Annotated in this window: 14 protein-coding genes and 1 pseudogene; 5 read left to right on the forward strand and 10 right to left on the reverse strand. The window is 73.4% G+C overall.

Going from position 1 to position 15,019, the window contains the following annotated elements; genetic code table 11:
* Positions 1–133 precede the first annotated feature (133 nt).
* The 3 genes and pseudogenes from BLV02_RS27915 to BLV02_RS38640 all read right to left on the reverse strand — a co-directional run.
* Positions 134–1,135, reverse strand: a complete 1,002-nt coding sequence (locus BLV02_RS27915) for a LacI family DNA-binding transcriptional regulator (RefSeq protein WP_069112510.1) — start codon at positions 1,133–1,135, stop codon at positions 134–136.
* A 9-nt stretch (positions 1,136–1,144) separates the two neighbouring features.
* A complete protein-coding gene (locus tag BLV02_RS37785) occupies positions 1,145–1,894 on the reverse strand; it encodes a hypothetical protein (protein WP_069112511.1) in 750 nt (249 codons plus the stop codon).
* Positions 1,895–1,931: 37 nt separating this feature from the next.
* A pseudogene (locus BLV02_RS38640) lies at positions 1,932–2,819 on the reverse strand (ABC transporter substrate-binding protein); the annotation flags it as partial.
* Positions 2,820–2,920: 101 nt separating this feature from the next.
* On the opposite strand from BLV02_RS38640, the gene BLV02_RS27935 reads away from it, so the two are divergent.
* The 4 genes from BLV02_RS27935 to BLV02_RS27950 all read left to right on the forward strand — a co-directional run bounded on the left by BLV02_RS27935 (position 2,921) and on the right by BLV02_RS27950 (position 7,417).
* Positions 2,921–4,330, forward strand: coding sequence for an L-fucose/L-arabinose isomerase family protein (locus BLV02_RS27935; RefSeq protein WP_069112512.1), 1,410 nt, complete (start codon positions 2,921–2,923; stop codon positions 4,328–4,330).
* The gene (locus BLV02_RS27940) at positions 4,330–5,805 is read left to right on the forward strand and encodes an FGGY-family carbohydrate kinase (protein ID WP_069112513.1); all 1,476 of its coding nucleotides are present in this window, start codon (positions 4,330–4,332) and stop codon (positions 5,803–5,805) included. Before BLV02_RS27935 ends, BLV02_RS27940 begins: the two co-directional genes overlap by 1 nt.
* A 384-nt stretch (positions 5,806–6,189) precedes the next feature.
* On the forward strand, positions 6,190–6,603 hold the full coding sequence (locus BLV02_RS27945; RefSeq protein ID WP_069112514.1) for an MmcQ/YjbR family DNA-binding protein: 414 nt from the start codon (positions 6,190–6,192) through the stop codon (positions 6,601–6,603).
* 10 nt (positions 6,604–6,613) lie between these two features.
* Positions 6,614–7,417, forward strand: a complete 804-nt coding sequence (locus BLV02_RS27950; protein ID WP_069112515.1) for an SDR family NAD(P)-dependent oxidoreductase — start codon at positions 6,614–6,616, stop codon at positions 7,415–7,417.
* 4 nt (positions 7,418–7,421) lie between these two features.
* Here the strand turns inward: BLV02_RS27950 and BLV02_RS27955 are convergent, their stop codons facing one another.
* On the reverse strand, positions 7,422–8,375 hold the full coding sequence (locus BLV02_RS27955; RefSeq protein WP_069112516.1) for a siderophore-interacting protein: 954 nt from the start codon (positions 8,373–8,375) through the stop codon (positions 7,422–7,424).
* A gap of 90 nt (positions 8,376–8,465) precedes the next feature.
* Entirely contained in the window at positions 8,466–8,849 is a 384-nt protein-coding gene (locus BLV02_RS27960; protein ID WP_069112517.1) for a nuclear transport factor 2 family protein, read from the reverse strand.
* Between the two features lie 373 nt (positions 8,850–9,222).
* Here BLV02_RS27960 and BLV02_RS27965 point away from each other — a divergent pair, with 373 nt between their 5' ends.
* On the forward strand, positions 9,223–10,119 hold the full coding sequence (locus BLV02_RS27965) for a hypothetical protein (RefSeq protein WP_141711662.1): 897 nt from the start codon (positions 9,223–9,225) through the stop codon (positions 10,117–10,119).
* 4 nt (positions 10,120–10,123) lie between these two features.
* Here the strand turns inward: BLV02_RS27965 and BLV02_RS27970 are convergent, their stop codons facing one another.
* From BLV02_RS27970 to BLV02_RS27990, 5 genes are read right to left on the reverse strand one after another with little or no spacing between them, the layout of a single operon-like run.
* On the reverse strand, positions 10,124–11,035 hold the full coding sequence (locus tag BLV02_RS27970) for an aldose 1-epimerase family protein (protein WP_069112519.1): 912 nt from the start codon (positions 11,033–11,035) through the stop codon (positions 10,124–10,126).
* A complete protein-coding gene (galK, locus tag BLV02_RS27975; protein WP_216094320.1) occupies positions 11,032–12,141 on the reverse strand; it encodes a galactokinase in 1,110 nt (369 codons plus the stop codon). Before galK ends, BLV02_RS27970 begins: the two co-directional genes overlap by 4 nt.
* Positions 12,138–13,094 (reverse strand): UDP-glucose 4-epimerase GalE, encoded by a 957-nt coding sequence (galE, locus tag BLV02_RS27980; protein ID WP_069112521.1) that lies wholly within the window; start codon positions 13,092–13,094, stop codon positions 12,138–12,140. The genes galK and galE overlap by 4 nt, the downstream gene beginning before the upstream one ends.
* On the reverse strand, positions 13,091–14,164 hold the full coding sequence (gene galT / locus BLV02_RS27985) for a galactose-1-phosphate uridylyltransferase (RefSeq protein WP_069112522.1): 1,074 nt from the start codon (positions 14,162–14,164) through the stop codon (positions 13,091–13,093). Before galT ends, galE begins: the two co-directional genes overlap by 4 nt.
* Positions 14,161–14,949: a DeoR/GlpR family DNA-binding transcription regulator gene (locus BLV02_RS27990; RefSeq protein ID WP_069112523.1), complete on the reverse strand. Its 789-nt coding sequence runs from the start codon at positions 14,947–14,949 to the stop codon at positions 14,161–14,163. The genes galT and BLV02_RS27990 overlap by 4 nt, the downstream gene beginning before the upstream one ends.
* Between the last annotated feature and the right edge of the window lie 70 nt (positions 14,950–15,019).

Consider the following 15,019-nt stretch of genomic DNA (forward strand, 5'->3'; position numbering starts at 1 on the left):
CGACGAGCAGCAGGCTCGCGCCGGCGGCGGCCGGGGGTAGCAGTCGCACGGGGTCTCCTTCGACGTCGGCGGAGACTGGGAAATCGATTTCCAGCCTGGGTGGGGCGTCGCCGAGGGGTCAAGGGGCCGGCCGTCAGGCCTGCCGGATGGAGCTGGCCCGCACCTGCAGCTCGGTGGGCAGGACGATACGCGTGACGTCGGCGTCGGGCTTGGTCAGCCGCCGGGTGAGTAGCTGACCCGCCTGCCGGCCGACCTCGTACGCCGGCTGCGCCACGGTGGTCAGGGTGGGCCGGATGAGGTCGGCCCACGGGATGGAGTCGAACCCGACGACGGCGATGTCGGACGGGATGGCCTGCTGGCGCTGCACCAGGCATTCCAGCGCGCCGACCGTCATGAGGTTGTTCGCCGCGAACAGCGCGTCGGGCGCGGCGCCGTCGTCGAGCAGCGACGCCATGGCCTCGTAGCCGCCGCGCTCGCGGAAGTCGGCGAACCGCACCAGCGCGGGGTCGAGCGGCAGGCCGGCGGTCGCGAGCGCTCGCTTGTAGCCGTCGTGGCGCGACGTGGCGGTGCTGAGCCAGCGCGGGCCGCCGATGCAGGCGATGCGCCGGTAGCCCTGCTCGACGAGGTGCGTGGTGGCCAGCTCGGCGCCGTGCTCGTTGTCGACGAGGACGGTGTCGGTGCGTGGTCCCTGCAGTTCGCGGTCGATGACGACCACCGGGCAACCGGCGTCGAGCAGCAACTTGACGTCGTCGACGCGGTTGGACGACGGCGAGATGATGACGCCGGCCATCTGCTCGGTGAGCGCGGCCGCGATGTAGTTCGACTCCTTCTCGGGGTTCTCGTCGCTGTTGCAGAGCACGACGGAGTACCCCTCGGCCAGCGCGATGTCCTCGACACCGCGGACCATGGCGGTGAAGAACGGGTTCTCGACGTCGGAGATGATCACCGCCCACAGCGTGGTGCGGCTGCGGCGCAGGTTCCGTGCCACGGCGTTGCGCCGATAGCCCAGCTCGGCGACGGACGACGTGACCCGCTCCGCGAGCGCGGGGTCGACCTGGGTGTGCCCGTTGAGCACCCGGGACACCGTGGCCGCGGAGACGCCCGCATGCCGCGCGACGTCGTAGATGGTCACCACGGGATGATCCTAGTGGACGGTGGAATCGATTTCCGAGCCGTTATTCGTAGTACACCTCCAGTTCGGCGACGGACGTGAAGTGCCGGCGCCGCCCGGCGGCCCGATCAGCCGCACGCCGTCGCCACTCGTGTCGTCGAAGCTGAGGGTGAACGTGCGGAACGGCCCGGCGGTGGCGTCGGCGGGGTAGGGCGGGTCGACGGCGAGACCGGTGACGTCGTGCCACTCGTGGTCCCGCCGCACCTGCACCCGCGGGGCGGCGCCGAACCAGCCGCCGTCGGGGAAGATCTGCCCCGACGTGTAGACGACCCGGTTGACGTGCACGGTCCGCGGCCACGTGTACCCCCACCAGTCGGTCTCCTCGGCCTGGCCGTTCCAGCTGTCCTCGCTGAGGTCGGTGCGGCCGTCGGCGAGGTAGCCGTCGTGCCCGTAGTGCGAGGTGGTGTCGGTGACGACCGCGCCCGGCTCGGCGCGGGCCAGGTTGCGGCCGGGATCGCGCGGGTTGGCCGGCGCCGTCGGCTCGTACGGCTCGAGGCGGAGCCGGCGCAGCGAGAACTGGTTGCCCTTGGCGTTGGCGGCGAAGGCCCACCCGCCCAGCACGGTGGCCGGCTCGCCGCCGTCGGCGACGGGCAGCGGGATGACGCCGTAGTCGAAGTCCGGCGCCTTGCGCTCGAAGTCCTGGATCGACCAGATGCCCGACTGCCAGACCGACGCGTAGCCCTCGGAGAAGGCGACGACGAGGTCGTTGGAGGCCGGCGGCACCCGCGGGGTGATGCCGAGGTCGACGGGTCTCCTTCCACAGCCGCCGCGCGGCGACGGCGCCGTCGGAGTCGAAGCCGCTGCGGCCGTCGCCGGCGATGACCTCGCCGCCGCCCTGCCACATCCACGGGTACCAGACGAAGTTCTGGTAGTAGTCCTGTGCGGTCGGGAACACCAGCCCGCCCTGGCCGGCCGACACCAGCTGGTCGCTGACGGCGATGAGGTCGTCCCAGCTGGCCGGCAGGTCGCCCTCGGACAGCCCGGCCGCCTCGAACGCCGGCCGGCTGTAGAAGAGCGCGAGCGGCTCGATCTCCATGGGCAGCGCGTAGACCTTGTCGCCGATCATGCGCGTGGCCAGGTTGTCGGCGAAGAAGTCGTCCACCGCCTCCTGGGACAGGTGCGGGGTGAGCTCGGCCAGCACGTTCCCGTTGAGGTAGCGGGCGATGTCGCCGGGGCTGATCAGGAAGATGTCCGGGCCCTCGCCCGCGGAGAACGCGGTGGCCAGCTTCTCGCTGCCCAGGACCGGTGCGTAGACGAGCTCGATCTGCTGCTCGTTCTCGGCGTTCCAGCGGTCGACGGTCTCGTGCATCCAGCCGGCCCGGGCCAGCAGGGCCGGATCCTCGGTCGGCGCGGGCGCGTAGAAGTTCCAGAACTGCAGCGGCCCCGAGCCCGACGCGGTGCTCGTGCCGCCGCACGCGCTGAGCAGGCTGGGGGCGGCGACCGGGGTGTCCGGGGCGTTCGGCGGTGAGGGGGTCGGGGGTGGGGCCGGGACCGGGTGGGAGCCCGGATCGGCGGCCGGGTGGGTGACCGGGCGGCGGTACCATGTCCACTCCTCAGCAATCGATTGCTTGCTGTGACGCAGAGGTTGACCCTGAGCAACCCAGCGGTCAACACTCTGGTCAGGACGAATGCCGAAATCGCAGGACATGGCTGGTCGTGGCGCTGGCGCGCCGTTGACAGTCCGAGTGCCCTCGCCTAGCGTGTGGGCAATCGATTTCTGCTTGTGGACGACGTGATGGGAGTGGCCTCGTGGCACGTATCGGCCTGTTGACGATCTCCGACGGACGCGACTTCGTGCACCGCGACATCGCGGACTGGGCTCGCTCGTCGGAGGACGCGATCGCCGCGGCGCTGGAGGGCGCCGGGCACGAGGTGGTGCGGGCGCCCGAGCTGGTGTCGTCGAACGCGCTGGCCTCGAGCCAGGCCCGGCTGGTCGCCGAGGCGCGGCCCGACCTCACGGTCTTCAACTACTCGGTGTGGGCGTTCCCGCACTTCTCCATGCTCGCCGCCGACGCGACGCCGGGGCCGCTGGTGCTGCTGTCGAACATCGACCCCGTCCAGCCCGGCATGGTCGGCATGCTGGCCGCCGGCGGCTCGCTGGACCAGATCGGCCGCGTGCACGGCCGGGTCTGGGGCGACGTCGCCGACCCCGCCACGCTGGAGCGGCTGCTCGTCCACGTCCGCGCCGCCCAGGCCGTGGGCGGGCTGCGAGGGAGCACGTTCGGCCGGTTCGGCGGCCGACCGATGGGCATGTACACCGCCGTCGCCAACACCGACCAGTGGCTCTCGACCTTCGGCGTCGACGTCGAGGAGATCGACCAGTGGGAGATCGTCCGCCGGTCCGAGCTGGTGCCCGACTCGCGGGCGCGCGCCGGCCGCGAATGGCTGGAGAAGCACGCCAACGTCCACTACGACGGCAAGCAGCTGACGCCCGAGCTGCTGGAGCGGCAGATCCGCTCGTACCACGCGGTGCGTGAGCTGATCGACGAGTGGAATCTCGACTTCTCCGGCATCAAGGGCCAGCCGGAGCTGACGACGCACTTCACCACCATGGACATCACCGAGGCGTTCCTCAACGACCCGTACGACTGGGAGGGCCCGAAGCCGACCCACGTCACCGCGACGGAGTCCGACATGGACGCCGCGCTGACCATGCAGATCCTCAAGCTGATCTCCGGCGACCCGGTGCTGTTCGCCGACGTCCGGCACTACCACGCCGACCGCGACATCTGGGACATGGCCAACTCCGGCCAGCACGCCACCTGGTACGCCGCCCGCAGCGACGACCCGGCCGAGAACCTGCGCCGTGTGCACCTGTACCCGGAGGTGTTCTTCTTCCCGGCCGGCGGCGCGTCCGTGCACCACATCGCGGCGCCCGGCGACATGACGCTGGCCCGGCTCACCCGGCACAGCGGCCGCTACCGCATGCAGGTGGTGCGCGGCGCGTTCGAGGACTACGGCGACGAGGTCAACGAGCAGCTGGCCCGGCAGTCGACGTTCGAGTGGCCGCACGCGTTCACCCGCATGGACGTCCCCGCCGACGAGTTCCTGTCCCGGTTCGGCGCCAACCACATCCACGCGGTGCCGGGTGACTACGTGGCCGAGCTGGAGCAGGTCTGCCGCCAGCTGGACGTCGACTTCCAGCGACTGGGCGGCTGATGGCGGAGTTCGTCCTCGGGATCGACATCGGGACGGCCAGCAGCAAGGCCGTCCTGGCGTCGCCCGGCGGTGACGTCGTCGCCGTCGAGGTGGTCGAGCACGACACCCAGCGGCCGCGGCCGGGCTGGGTCGAGCAGGACGCCGACGCCGTCTGGTGGTCCGACGTGTGCGAGCTGAGCCGGCGGCTGACCGCGCGGTTCCCCGCCGCGTCGATCGGCGCCGTGTGCGTGAGCGGCATCGGGCCGACGGCGCTGGTGGCCGGGCCCGACGGGGCGCCGCTGCGGCCGGCCATCCTCTACGGCGTCGACACCCGCGCCGTCGGGCAGGCCGACGCCTTGTCGTCGCGGCTCGGCCCGGACGAGGTGCTGGCTCGGTGCGGGTCGCGGCTGTCGTCGCAGTCGGCCGGGCCGAAGCTGGCCTGGATCCGCGAGAACGAGCCGGACGTGTGGGCCCGGACCCGGTACTTCTTCATGGCCAACAGCTACGTCGTGTACCGGCTGACCGGTTCGTATGTGCTGGACCACCATTCGGCGAACCAGGCGCAGCCGCTGTACGACCGGCATCGCGGCGAGTGGATCCCGGAGTGGGCCGAGATCGTTGCGCCCGGGCTGGCGCTGCCGTCGCTGCGCTGGCCGACGGACCTCGCCGGCTCGGTGACGGAGGCCGCCGCGGCCGCGACCGGGCTGCGGGCGGGGACGCCGGTCGCCGTCGGCACCATCGACGCCTGGGCCGAGGCCGAGAGCGTCGACGTCCGGCGTCCCGGCGACGTGATGATCATGTACGGCTCGACCATGTTCTTCATCGCGGTGACGTCGTCGCCGGTGGCGCATCCGCAGCTGTGGGGGACCGTCGGGCAGCATCAGGGCGTGCACACGCTGGCCGGCGGCATGGCCAGCTCCGGGTCGATCACCGGCTGGTTCCGTGACCTCACCGGCGGCCGTCCCTACGCGTCGCTGCTGGCGTCGGCGGCCGAGGTGCCGGCCGGGTCGGACGGCCTGCTGGCGCTGCCGTACTTCGACGGCGAGCGCACCCCGTTCGCCGACCCCGACGCGCGTGGCGTGCTGGCCGGGCTGTCCCTGCGCCACGGCGCCGGGCACGTCTACCGGGCGCTGCTCGAGGCGACCGCGTTCGGGGTGCGGCACAACCTGGCCGAGTTCGCCGCCGCCGGGGTCGCGGCCTCGCGGGTGGTCGCGGTGGGCGGTGGCACCCAAGGCGACCTGTGGACCGGCATCGTCAGCAGCGCCGCCGGGGTGACGCAGGAGGTGCCCCCGGTGACGGTCGGCGCCGCCTACGGCGACGCCAAGTTCGCGGCGGTGGCGATCGGCGCCGCCTCCCGGGACGACCTCTGGAACGGCGGCGGCGTCACGGTGTCGCCCGACCCCGCCGACGCCGCCGTGTACGACCGGCTGTTCCCGCTGTACCGCGAGTTGCACGAGCGGACGGTGGACGTGCAGCACGCCCTCGCCCGCGGCTGACGTCTGGCGGCTGGCGGCCGGCTCAGCGAGCGGGCGGCGCGCGCGGGTGGCGCGCGCGGGTGGCGGTGGGTGTGGTGTGCGTGCCCGTGGCCGGGGGCGGCCCGGCAGCGCGGGGCTGGCGGTGGGTGCCGTGTGCGTGCCCGTGGCCGGGGCGGCTCGGCGGCGCGCGCGGCTGGCGGTGGTCGGCCCGCGTGGGTCAGCAGCAGCGGGTGCCGTGAGTGCTTGCCGCCGTTCGCCGCGCGGTAGTAGGTATGACCCGCCCCTCGAGGGAGGGTGCCCACCCTACGGGCGGGCACCGACACACTCGGCGCCGCCGATCACCCGCCACCGACGGACGCGCCGTCGTCCGGGCCGGGTGTCGGAGGCGGCGGCTAGCCTCGGTGGATGATCCAGCACGACGACGACGTGCCCGAGGAGTTCGTCGAGGCATTGCGCGACATCTGCATGGGCCTGCCCGACGCCTACGAGGAGCAGGCGTGGGTGGGCACGCGCTGGCGGGTGCGCGGCCGGACGTTCGCGCACGTGCTCACCGTCGTGCCCGACGTGGAGGCGGCGTACGCGCGGGTGGTCGGCGCCGACGAGGAGGTGACGGTGGTCACGTTCCGCGCGCCGGCGGAAGAGCTGGACGCGCTGGTGGCGGGCGGGCCGCCGTTCTTCAAGGCCCGCTGGGGCCGCGACGTCGTCGTGTTGGCGCTGGTCGGCGACGTCGACTGGACCGAGGTCGCCGAGCTGATGACGGAGAGCTACTGCCTCCTGGCGCCGAAGAAACTGGTGGCGCTGGTCCGCCGTCCGTCGTGAGGATGGGCCGATGAACGAGATCACGCCGCACGTCGCCATCGTCACCGGAGCCAACGCCGGCATCGGCGCCGCCACCGCGGTCGTCCTCGCCGAACGCGGTGTCGACGTCCTGGTGGCGTTCTTCCGCCCGGGCGACTCCGAGGGCCAGGAAGCGGCGTACAACGAGGCGAGACGCGGCGACGCCGAAGACGTCGTCGCCGCCGTCGAGGCCGCCGGCGCCCGCGCGCACGCCGTCGAGGCCGACCTCACCGACCCGGCCGCGCCGGCCCGGCTGTTCGACCTCGCCGAGCAGCACCTCGGGCCGGTCGACGTCCTCGTCAACAACGCCAGCGGGTGGGTACAGGACACCTTCGCGCCCGCCGCGACCGACCGGTTCGGCCGGCCGATGACGCAGGTCACCGAGCAGACGTTCCGGCAGCAGTTCGGCGTCGACGCCATGGCGCCGGCGCTGCTGATCGCCGAGTTCGCCCGCCGCCACGTGGCCCGCGGCGGTGCCTGGGGACGCATCGTCGGGCTGACGTCGGGCGGCCAGCACGGCTTCCCCGACGAGGTGTCGTACGGCGCGGCCAAGGCGGCGCAGGAGAACTACACCATGTCAGCGTCGGTCGAGCTGGCGCCCTATGGCGTCACCGCCAACATCGTCTACCCGCCGGTCACCGACACCGGCTGGGTCACCGACGACGTGCGGGCCGCCGTCGAGGCCAGTCGCGAGCTCACCCACGTCGCGACGCCGGAAGAGGTCGCCGAGGTCATCGCCTGGGTGGTCTCCGACGAGGCGAAGCTGCTGACGGGCAGCGTGGTGCGCTTGCGGTAGTGGCTCAGTTCTCCGAGCGGCCGGTGCGCCAGTAGCCCATGAACGAGACGGCGCCCTTGTCGATGCCGCGCTCGCGCACCAGGTGCCGGCGGATCGTCTTGACGGCGCCGGCCTCGCCCGCGATCCACGCGTAGGCGCTGCTGCCGGCCGCCGCGGCGACCTCCCACAGCACCTCGAGGTCGATGTCGACGGTGTCGACGGCGCTCGCGTCCAGCGCGGCGGCCCGGGCGCCTCGGCCGAACTCGGCCGCGCACACCGCGTCGACCAGCAGCTCGCCGTTGGCCGCGACGGTGCCGTCGGGGCGGCGGCGGGACAGCCAGGTGATCTCGGCCTGGTCGGGCGCCAGCAGCGGCAGCACGTCGCCGGCGTCAGGGACCTCCAGGAACACCTGCACGCGCGCGCCGGGATCGAGCGTGCCCCTCAGCCGCTCGAGGATGCCGCACACCGCGGGGACGGCCGTCTCGTCACCGGCGATCAGCACGTCGCTGACGTCGACCGGCGGGCTCCACTCGTGGCCCTGGCAGTCGGCGCCGTAGAGCCGGTTGGGGCCGATCAGCGCGACCTCCTGGCCGATGACGGCGCGGGCGGCCCACGCCGAGGCGGGGCCGGCGTCGCCGTGCAGGGCGAAGTCGACGTCGACCTCGCGCTGCGCCGGGCGGACGGCGCGGATCGTGTAGGTGCGCAGCGCGCCGCGGACCTCCGGGTCCATGGCGCGGTAGCGCGCGAACCAGTCGCCGTCGCCGGCGTCCGGCAGCGCCTGGCCGTCCTTCGGCAGGTAGAGCTTGATGCGCTGGTCGGGGCCGTCGTGACCGAACTCGTCGAGGTCGCCGCCGGTGAAGGTGATGCGCAGGAAGCATGGCGTGAGCTGCTGGACGCGCGCGACGGTCACCCTGAAGGGTCGCCAGGACGGCACGTCTGCGGCGCGCCGGACGGCACGCTCGGTGGTCGCGATGGTCATCGAGTCCCCGTGTGAAGGTTGCTTCGCCTTACTTAGGGGAGGCTAACCGATGGGTTCCTTGATCGCACCTCCGGGGCCCCGAACTCGGCGTCAGCCGCGTGCTCCGGCCGGGTTCGGGTCGTCGCCCGGGTAGGTGCCGTGGCCCTCGCGCACGCGGTCGCCGTCGAAGATCAGCACCTCGTTGACCAGCACGTCCTTCTGGTTGCGGTAGGTGATGACGAGCGCCGAGACGCCCGCGTAGACCGCCTCGACGGTGAACCGCAAGTCGGGGATCTGCCGCAGCCCCTCGGTCCAGTACCGGCGCAGCTCGTCCTTGCCGCGCAGCACGCCGCCGGTCTCGGGCAGCACCCGCGCCGCCACCGGCGACGTGAACACGACGTCGTCGTGGAAGTGCCGCAGCACCGCCTCGACGTCGTGGGCGTTCCATGCGGCCAGCCAGTCGCGGGCGAAGGCGTGCGGTTCGGGTGGCGTCATGCCCGCGATCCTCTCACCGACAGCGCCGTGACCCTGATTCGGTGCTGACCTCCGCGCTCGTCGAGCTGCCCGGTCACGCCGCGCTGGTGGCGGCGAGTGGGGGACACCGCGTCGTGCGCTGGGACCACCGCCGCGGCCGGGCGAGAAGGCGGTGCGCCCGCTCTGCCCGCCCGACGACGCCGATCTGGCCGAGTTGCTGCGGGTGTCGTCGCCGCGGACGTCGGCGCAGCCGGGCGACCCGAACGTGCGCACGTGGTCCGGGCTGCGCGACGCGGCGGCCAGGCGTTCGCCACCCGCGCCGTCGCCGGCTGACCGGCGACTGGTCATCGGACGGTCACGTCCGGTTTGCCCGGCGACCCTAGCTTGTGGGCTCATGAGGACCCGTGCGCTGTTGATCGCCCTCTGCTCCGCCACCGCCCTGGCAGCCGCCGCACTGGCCGCCGCCGCGCCCGTCGGGGCGGCCACCGACGGGGCCGGAGCGCTGGACCGGGAGCTGCCGTCGTCCGCGGTGGTGCCGAAGCCGCTCGTCGTCGACACCGAACCGGCCACCGTGACGTACTCGCGGCAGGCGCGGTCGCAGTGGCGGCTGACGGAGTTCGACCGGGCCGGGAACTCGATCGTCGCCACGCACCTGCCGAGCCGGATCACGCTCGCGATCGACTACGACGGCCCGGCCGACGACCGGCACGCCGCCGGCATCGCGCCCGACACCGGGTGCGGACCGATGGAGGGCGAGTTCTGGGGCTCGGTCACACCGCTGCTCTACCCGATCCTGGACCCGGCGGCGCACGTCATCGAGGACGTCGTGGTGGAGCTGGACGGTCCCGAACTGCGCGTGCGCATGGCGGGCGGCGCCTACGACCTGGTCGCGCCGGGCGCCGGTGAGGAGCCGCTGTTCATGGACGCGACGTTCACGGTCGAGGGCCGCCGGGACCTGCACGCGCGCACCACCGGCCTGCACTACGTCCTGCCGTCGAAGGACCCGGCGACCACCGTCGAGCTGACGCTGGCCGACGGCTCGCGAGTGAGCCGCACGTTCACGATGGCCACGCCGACCGGCCGGGAGTACGTCGACGACGTGCGCCGGGTCGACGTGTCCGATGGCCGCTACGGCGACTTCTCCTGGACGACGGATCTCGAGCGGCTGCAGTTCGACCTCAACGCGAGCCCGCTGCTCGACGTGTTCGAGATCGACGCCGATCACACGCTGAAGGACCGCGGCCAGCGCGTCGTGACGAACGAGTTCACCTTCGCGCCGGCCTGCCGCTGAGCACTCAGAGCGCCGCGATGGTCCAGGTGGTCGCGTGCGTCTGGCCCGGCTCGAGCACCACGAGGTCGGTGCCGGAGTTGAACGCGTCGGGCGGGCAGGTCATCGGCTCGACGGCCAGGCCGATGCGGTCGCCGGCCTCGCCGGGGCGGTCGGCGGTGTGGATCTGCACCCACGGGCACTGCGCCACGTTCCACGAGCACGCCACCCCGCCGCCGTCGTCGGCCCGGACGACCGCCCGCGCGACCCCGTCGGCGCCGGGCGCCAGCGCGGTGAAGGCGTGGTCGATGAAGATGTCGCCCAGCCGCCGCGGCGTGCGGAAGTCGAACCCGGCCGGCTCGACCGGCTCGACGCCGGCCGGGAGCAGGCGGTCGGGGGTGACCGCGAGGTACTGGGCGGCGGGCAGTTCCAGCGACCAGTCGTCGACGCGGCCGGCGCCGGCGACGAGGTAGGGGTGCGGGCCGGTGCCGTAGGGCGCCGGACCGGCGCCGGTGTTGGTGGCGGAGACGGTCCAGTGCAGGCCGGCGTCGTCGAGGGCGTAGCGCACCCGGAGATCGAGCGGGTGCGGATAGCCGGTGACCGGGACCAGCTGGTGGGTCAGCTCCACCGTGTCGGCGGTCTGCGCGGCGACCTGCCAGCGGGCCCACGCGACCAGCCCGTGCAGCGCGTTGCCGCGGTCGGGCTCGGTGAGCGGCAGCTGCCGTTCGTCGCCCTGGAACGTGTAGGCGCCGCCGGCGACGCGGTTGGGCCACGGCTGCAGGACCGCGCCGCGGAAGTTGGGCCGGATCTCGTCGGCCCCGAACGGCACGACCAACGCGCGGTCGTGGTGGCGCAGCTCGCGCAGGGTGGCGCCGACCTCGGTGACGACGGCGGTGTAGTCGCCGTGCGCCAGCTCGACCTGGAAACCGCTGGGGTTCACTGGGTGTCCTCCTCGATGCCGGCGCCCGCCGCCGGGCGGACGGTGAAGACCGACGGCGCCGGGTAGCCCCGCAGGTCGAACGCGGCCCGGACGGCGTCGCCGACTCGCGTCTCGTCGGCCGTGGCGGCCAGCGCGACGACCGAACCGCCGAAGCCGCCTCCGGTCATCCTGGCACCCAGCGCGCCGGCGCCGAGCGCCGCCTCGACCGCGGTGTCGACCTCGGGCACGGTGATCTCGTAGTCGTCGCGCATGGAGACGTGCGACGCGGTGAGCAGCGGCCCGATCTCGGCCGCTCGGCCGGCCCGCAGCAGCGCGACGGTGTCGAGGACCCGCGCGTTCTCGGTGAGCACGTGCCGCACCCGCCGCACCATGACGTCGTCGTCGAGCTGAGCCAGGACGTCGTCGAGCGGGTCGTCCTGCACCTCGCGCAGCGTCTCGACGCCCAGCAGCTTCGCGGCCGCCTCGCAGCTGGCCCGGCGCGCGCCGTAGCCGCCGTCGACGTGCTCGTGGTGCACCCGGGTGTCGACGACGACCAGGCTCAGCCCGGCGGCGGCGAGATCGCACGGCACCGGCTCGGCCGTCATGGCCCGCGCGTCGAACAGGATGACGTGGCCGTCCTGCCCGTACAGCGACGCCATCTGGTCCATGGCCCCCGTGGGTGCGCCGACGTAGTGGTTCTCGGCCCGCTGCACCAGCAGCGCCAGCGTGGTGCGGTCGAGGCCCAGCCCGTGGAGGTCGTTGAGCGTGACGGCGACGGCGCACTCGAGTGCGTGCGACGACGACAGCCCGGCGCCGGCCGGCACGGTGCTGTCGACGTGGACGTCGGCGCCCGGGACGTCGTGGCCGGCGTCGCGCAGCGCCCAGAACACGCCGGCCACGTACGCGGCCCAGCCGGTGACGTCGCCGGGGGAGCTGTCGGCCGCGAACCGGGCCGGTTCGGTGCCCGGCGCGGTGGAGGCCGCCACGACCTGGCCGTCGTCGCGCGTGCGCACCCGCGCCGTCGTGCGCGCCGGGATGGCCAGCGGCAACGCGAAGCCGCCGTTGTAGTCGGTGTGCTCGCCGATGAGGTTGACCCGGCCGGGCGCGGAGCCCGTGCGCTCGCTCACCGCTGCAGGAACGTCCACGCGTCCTCCACGATCTGCTCGAGGCCGTGCCGCGGCCGCCAGCCGAGGTCGGCGGCGATGCGTTCGGCCGACGCGACCAGCACCGGCGGGTCGCCGGCCCGCCGCTGTCTGTCGGTGGTGGGCACCGGGTGGCCGGTGACCCGCCGGACCGCCTCGACGACCTCGCGGACGGAGTACCCGGTGCCCGAGCCCAGGTTGTAGATGCGGTGCTGCCCGGCCGCGTCGTCGGCGCCGGTCCAGTCGAGCGCCAGCAGGTGCGCCCGGCCGAGGTCCTCGACGTGCAGGTAGTCGCGGACGGCGGTGCCGTCGGGTGTCGGGTAGTCGGTGCCGAACACGTCGACGGCGGCGCGCCGGCCGGCCGGGACCATGAGCACGTTGGGGATGAGGTGCGTCTCGGGGTCGTGCCGCTCGCCGTGCCGGCCCAGCGCGCCGCCGACGTTGAAGTAGCGCAGGCTCACGGCGGCCAGCCCGTACGCCCCGGCCGCGCCGGCCAGCGCGTGGTCGACGGCGAGCTTGCTCTGCCCGTACGGGTTGATGGGCATGGCCGGGGTGTCTTCGGTGATGGGGCTGACCGCGGGCTGGCCGTAGGTGGCCGCCGTCGACGAGAACACCAGCCGCCGCACGCCGGCCGCGCGCATGGCGTCGAGCAGCCGCAGCGTGCCGACGACGTTGTTCCACCAGTACAGCTCGGGCTCGGCGACCGACTGGCCGACCAGCGACCGGGCCGCGAAGTGCAGGACGGCGTCGAAGCTGCCGTCGAGCACGTCGGCGGCGTCGTCGATGCTCGCGCGCACGAACCGGGCGCCGTCGGGCACGCCGTCCTCGTGGCTGGTGAGCAGGTTGTCGAGCACCACCACCTCGTGGCCGGCCGCGACGAGCTGCGCGCCCACCACCGAGCCGATGTAGCCGGCGCCGCCAGTGACCAGCAGTTTCATCGGACCTCCCGGAGTCGGGCCGCGACGTCCTCGGGCAGCACGTCGGTGATGAACGCACCCATGCCCGACTCGGACCCGGCCAGGTACTTCAGTTTGTCGGCCGCCCGCTTGACCGAGAACACCTGCAGGTGCAGGTAGGCGAGGTCGCGGTCGTGCCGGACCGGCGCCTGGTGCCAGGCGGCGATGTAGGGCAGCGGTGCGTCGTAGAGGGCGTCGAGCCGGCGCAGGACGTCGAGGTAGAGCGTGACGAACTCGTCGCGCTCCCGGTCGTCGAGGTCGCCGATGGCGGCCAGCTGCCGATGCGGGTACAGGTGCACCTCGACCGGCCAGCGCGCCGCGGCCGGCACGAACGCCGTCCACCGCGACGTCTGCCCGACGATGCGGGCGCCCGCCGCCCGCTCTTCGGCGAGCACGTCGGCGAAGAGGTTGCGGCCGGTGCGGTCGCGGTGCTCGCGGGCCGACTGCAGCATGCGCGCGGTGCGCGGCGTGACGTACGGGTAGGCGTAGATCTGGCCGTGCGGGTGCGACAGCGTGACGCCGATCTCCTGGCCGCGGTTCTCGAAGCAGAACACCTGCTCGACGCCGGGGACGGCGGACAGCTCGGCGCTGCGGTCGGCCCACGCCTCGACCACCAGCCGGGCCTGGCTGTCGTCGAGGGTGGCGAAGGAGGCGTTGTGGTCGCTGCTGAACACCAGCACCTCGCAGCGGCCGGTGCCGGGCCGGACCGGGACCAGCTCGGTGCCGGTCTCGCTGGTGGTGGCGTGTGTCGACAGGCTGGGGAAGCGGTTCTCGAACGCGACGACGTCGTAGCCGCTGCTGGGGACCTCGGTCGGCCGCTCCGGCGTGGACGCACACAGCGGGCAGAGGTCCTTCGGCGGCAGGAACGTGCGGGTCTGCCGGTGCCCGGCCATGGCCACCCACTCGGCCAGGACGGGGTCGTAGCGCAGCTGCGACGTGGTGCTGACCGGCGGGAGGTCGCGTGGGTCGTCGAGCCGGTGCGTGGCGTCGTCGCGCCGGTCGAAGTAGATGATCTCGCGGCCGTCGGCCAGCCGCGCCGTGGTGCGTTTCATGACGGTCCGATCGTGGAAGGAGCGAGGATCAGCTCGCCGACCCGGTCGGCGATGGCGTCGCGGGCGTCGGCGGGCAGGCCGTCGTCGGTGACCAGCACGTGGGCGCCGTCGAGCGGGGCGATGGTGCTGATGCCGACCGTGCCCCACTTCGTGTGGTCGGCGACGACGACCAGCCGGCGGCCGGCCGCGACCAGCGCGCGGTCGGTGTCGGCCTCGAGCAGGTTCGGCGTGGTGAAGCCCGCGAGCGGGTCGATGCCGTGCACCCCCAGGAACACGACGTCGAGGTGCAGCTGGTGCAGCGACGACACCGCCACCGGGCCGACCAGCGCGTCGGACGGCGTGCGCACCCCGCCGGTCAGCACGACGTCGAGGTCGGTGCGGTCGTCGTCGTGCAGTTCGTCGGCGATGCGGATGGAGTTGGTGACGACGGTGAGCCGCGGGACGGCGCGCAGCTGCCGGGCCAGCGTCCACGTGGTGGTGCCGGCCGACAGCCCGACCGCTGACCCCGGTTCGACCAGCCGGGCGGCGGCCCGCGCGATGGCCTCTTTCTCGGCCTGCTGGCGCAGCTGCTTGGTGCGGAACCCGGGCTCGTCGGTGCTGGGCGAACGCCTCGACGTGGCGCCGCCGTGCACCTTGTCGAGCGCGCCGCGGGCCACCAGCGCGTCGAGGTCGCGGCGGATGGTCATCTCGGAGACGCCGAACCGGACCGCCAGCTCGCCGACCGTGGCGGCGCCGCGCAGCTGGACGTCGTCCAGGATGAGCGCCTGCCGTTCGGCCGCCAGCATGTTCGTGCCCTTCTGTGCGAACGTGTTCGATCGTGTGTTTTCACGATAGCACGCCCCGAGGCGATAGCCT

It is taken from the genome of Jiangella alba (assembly GCF_900106035.1).
GTDB lineage: Bacteria > Actinomycetota > Actinomycetes > Jiangellales > Jiangellaceae > Jiangella > Jiangella alba.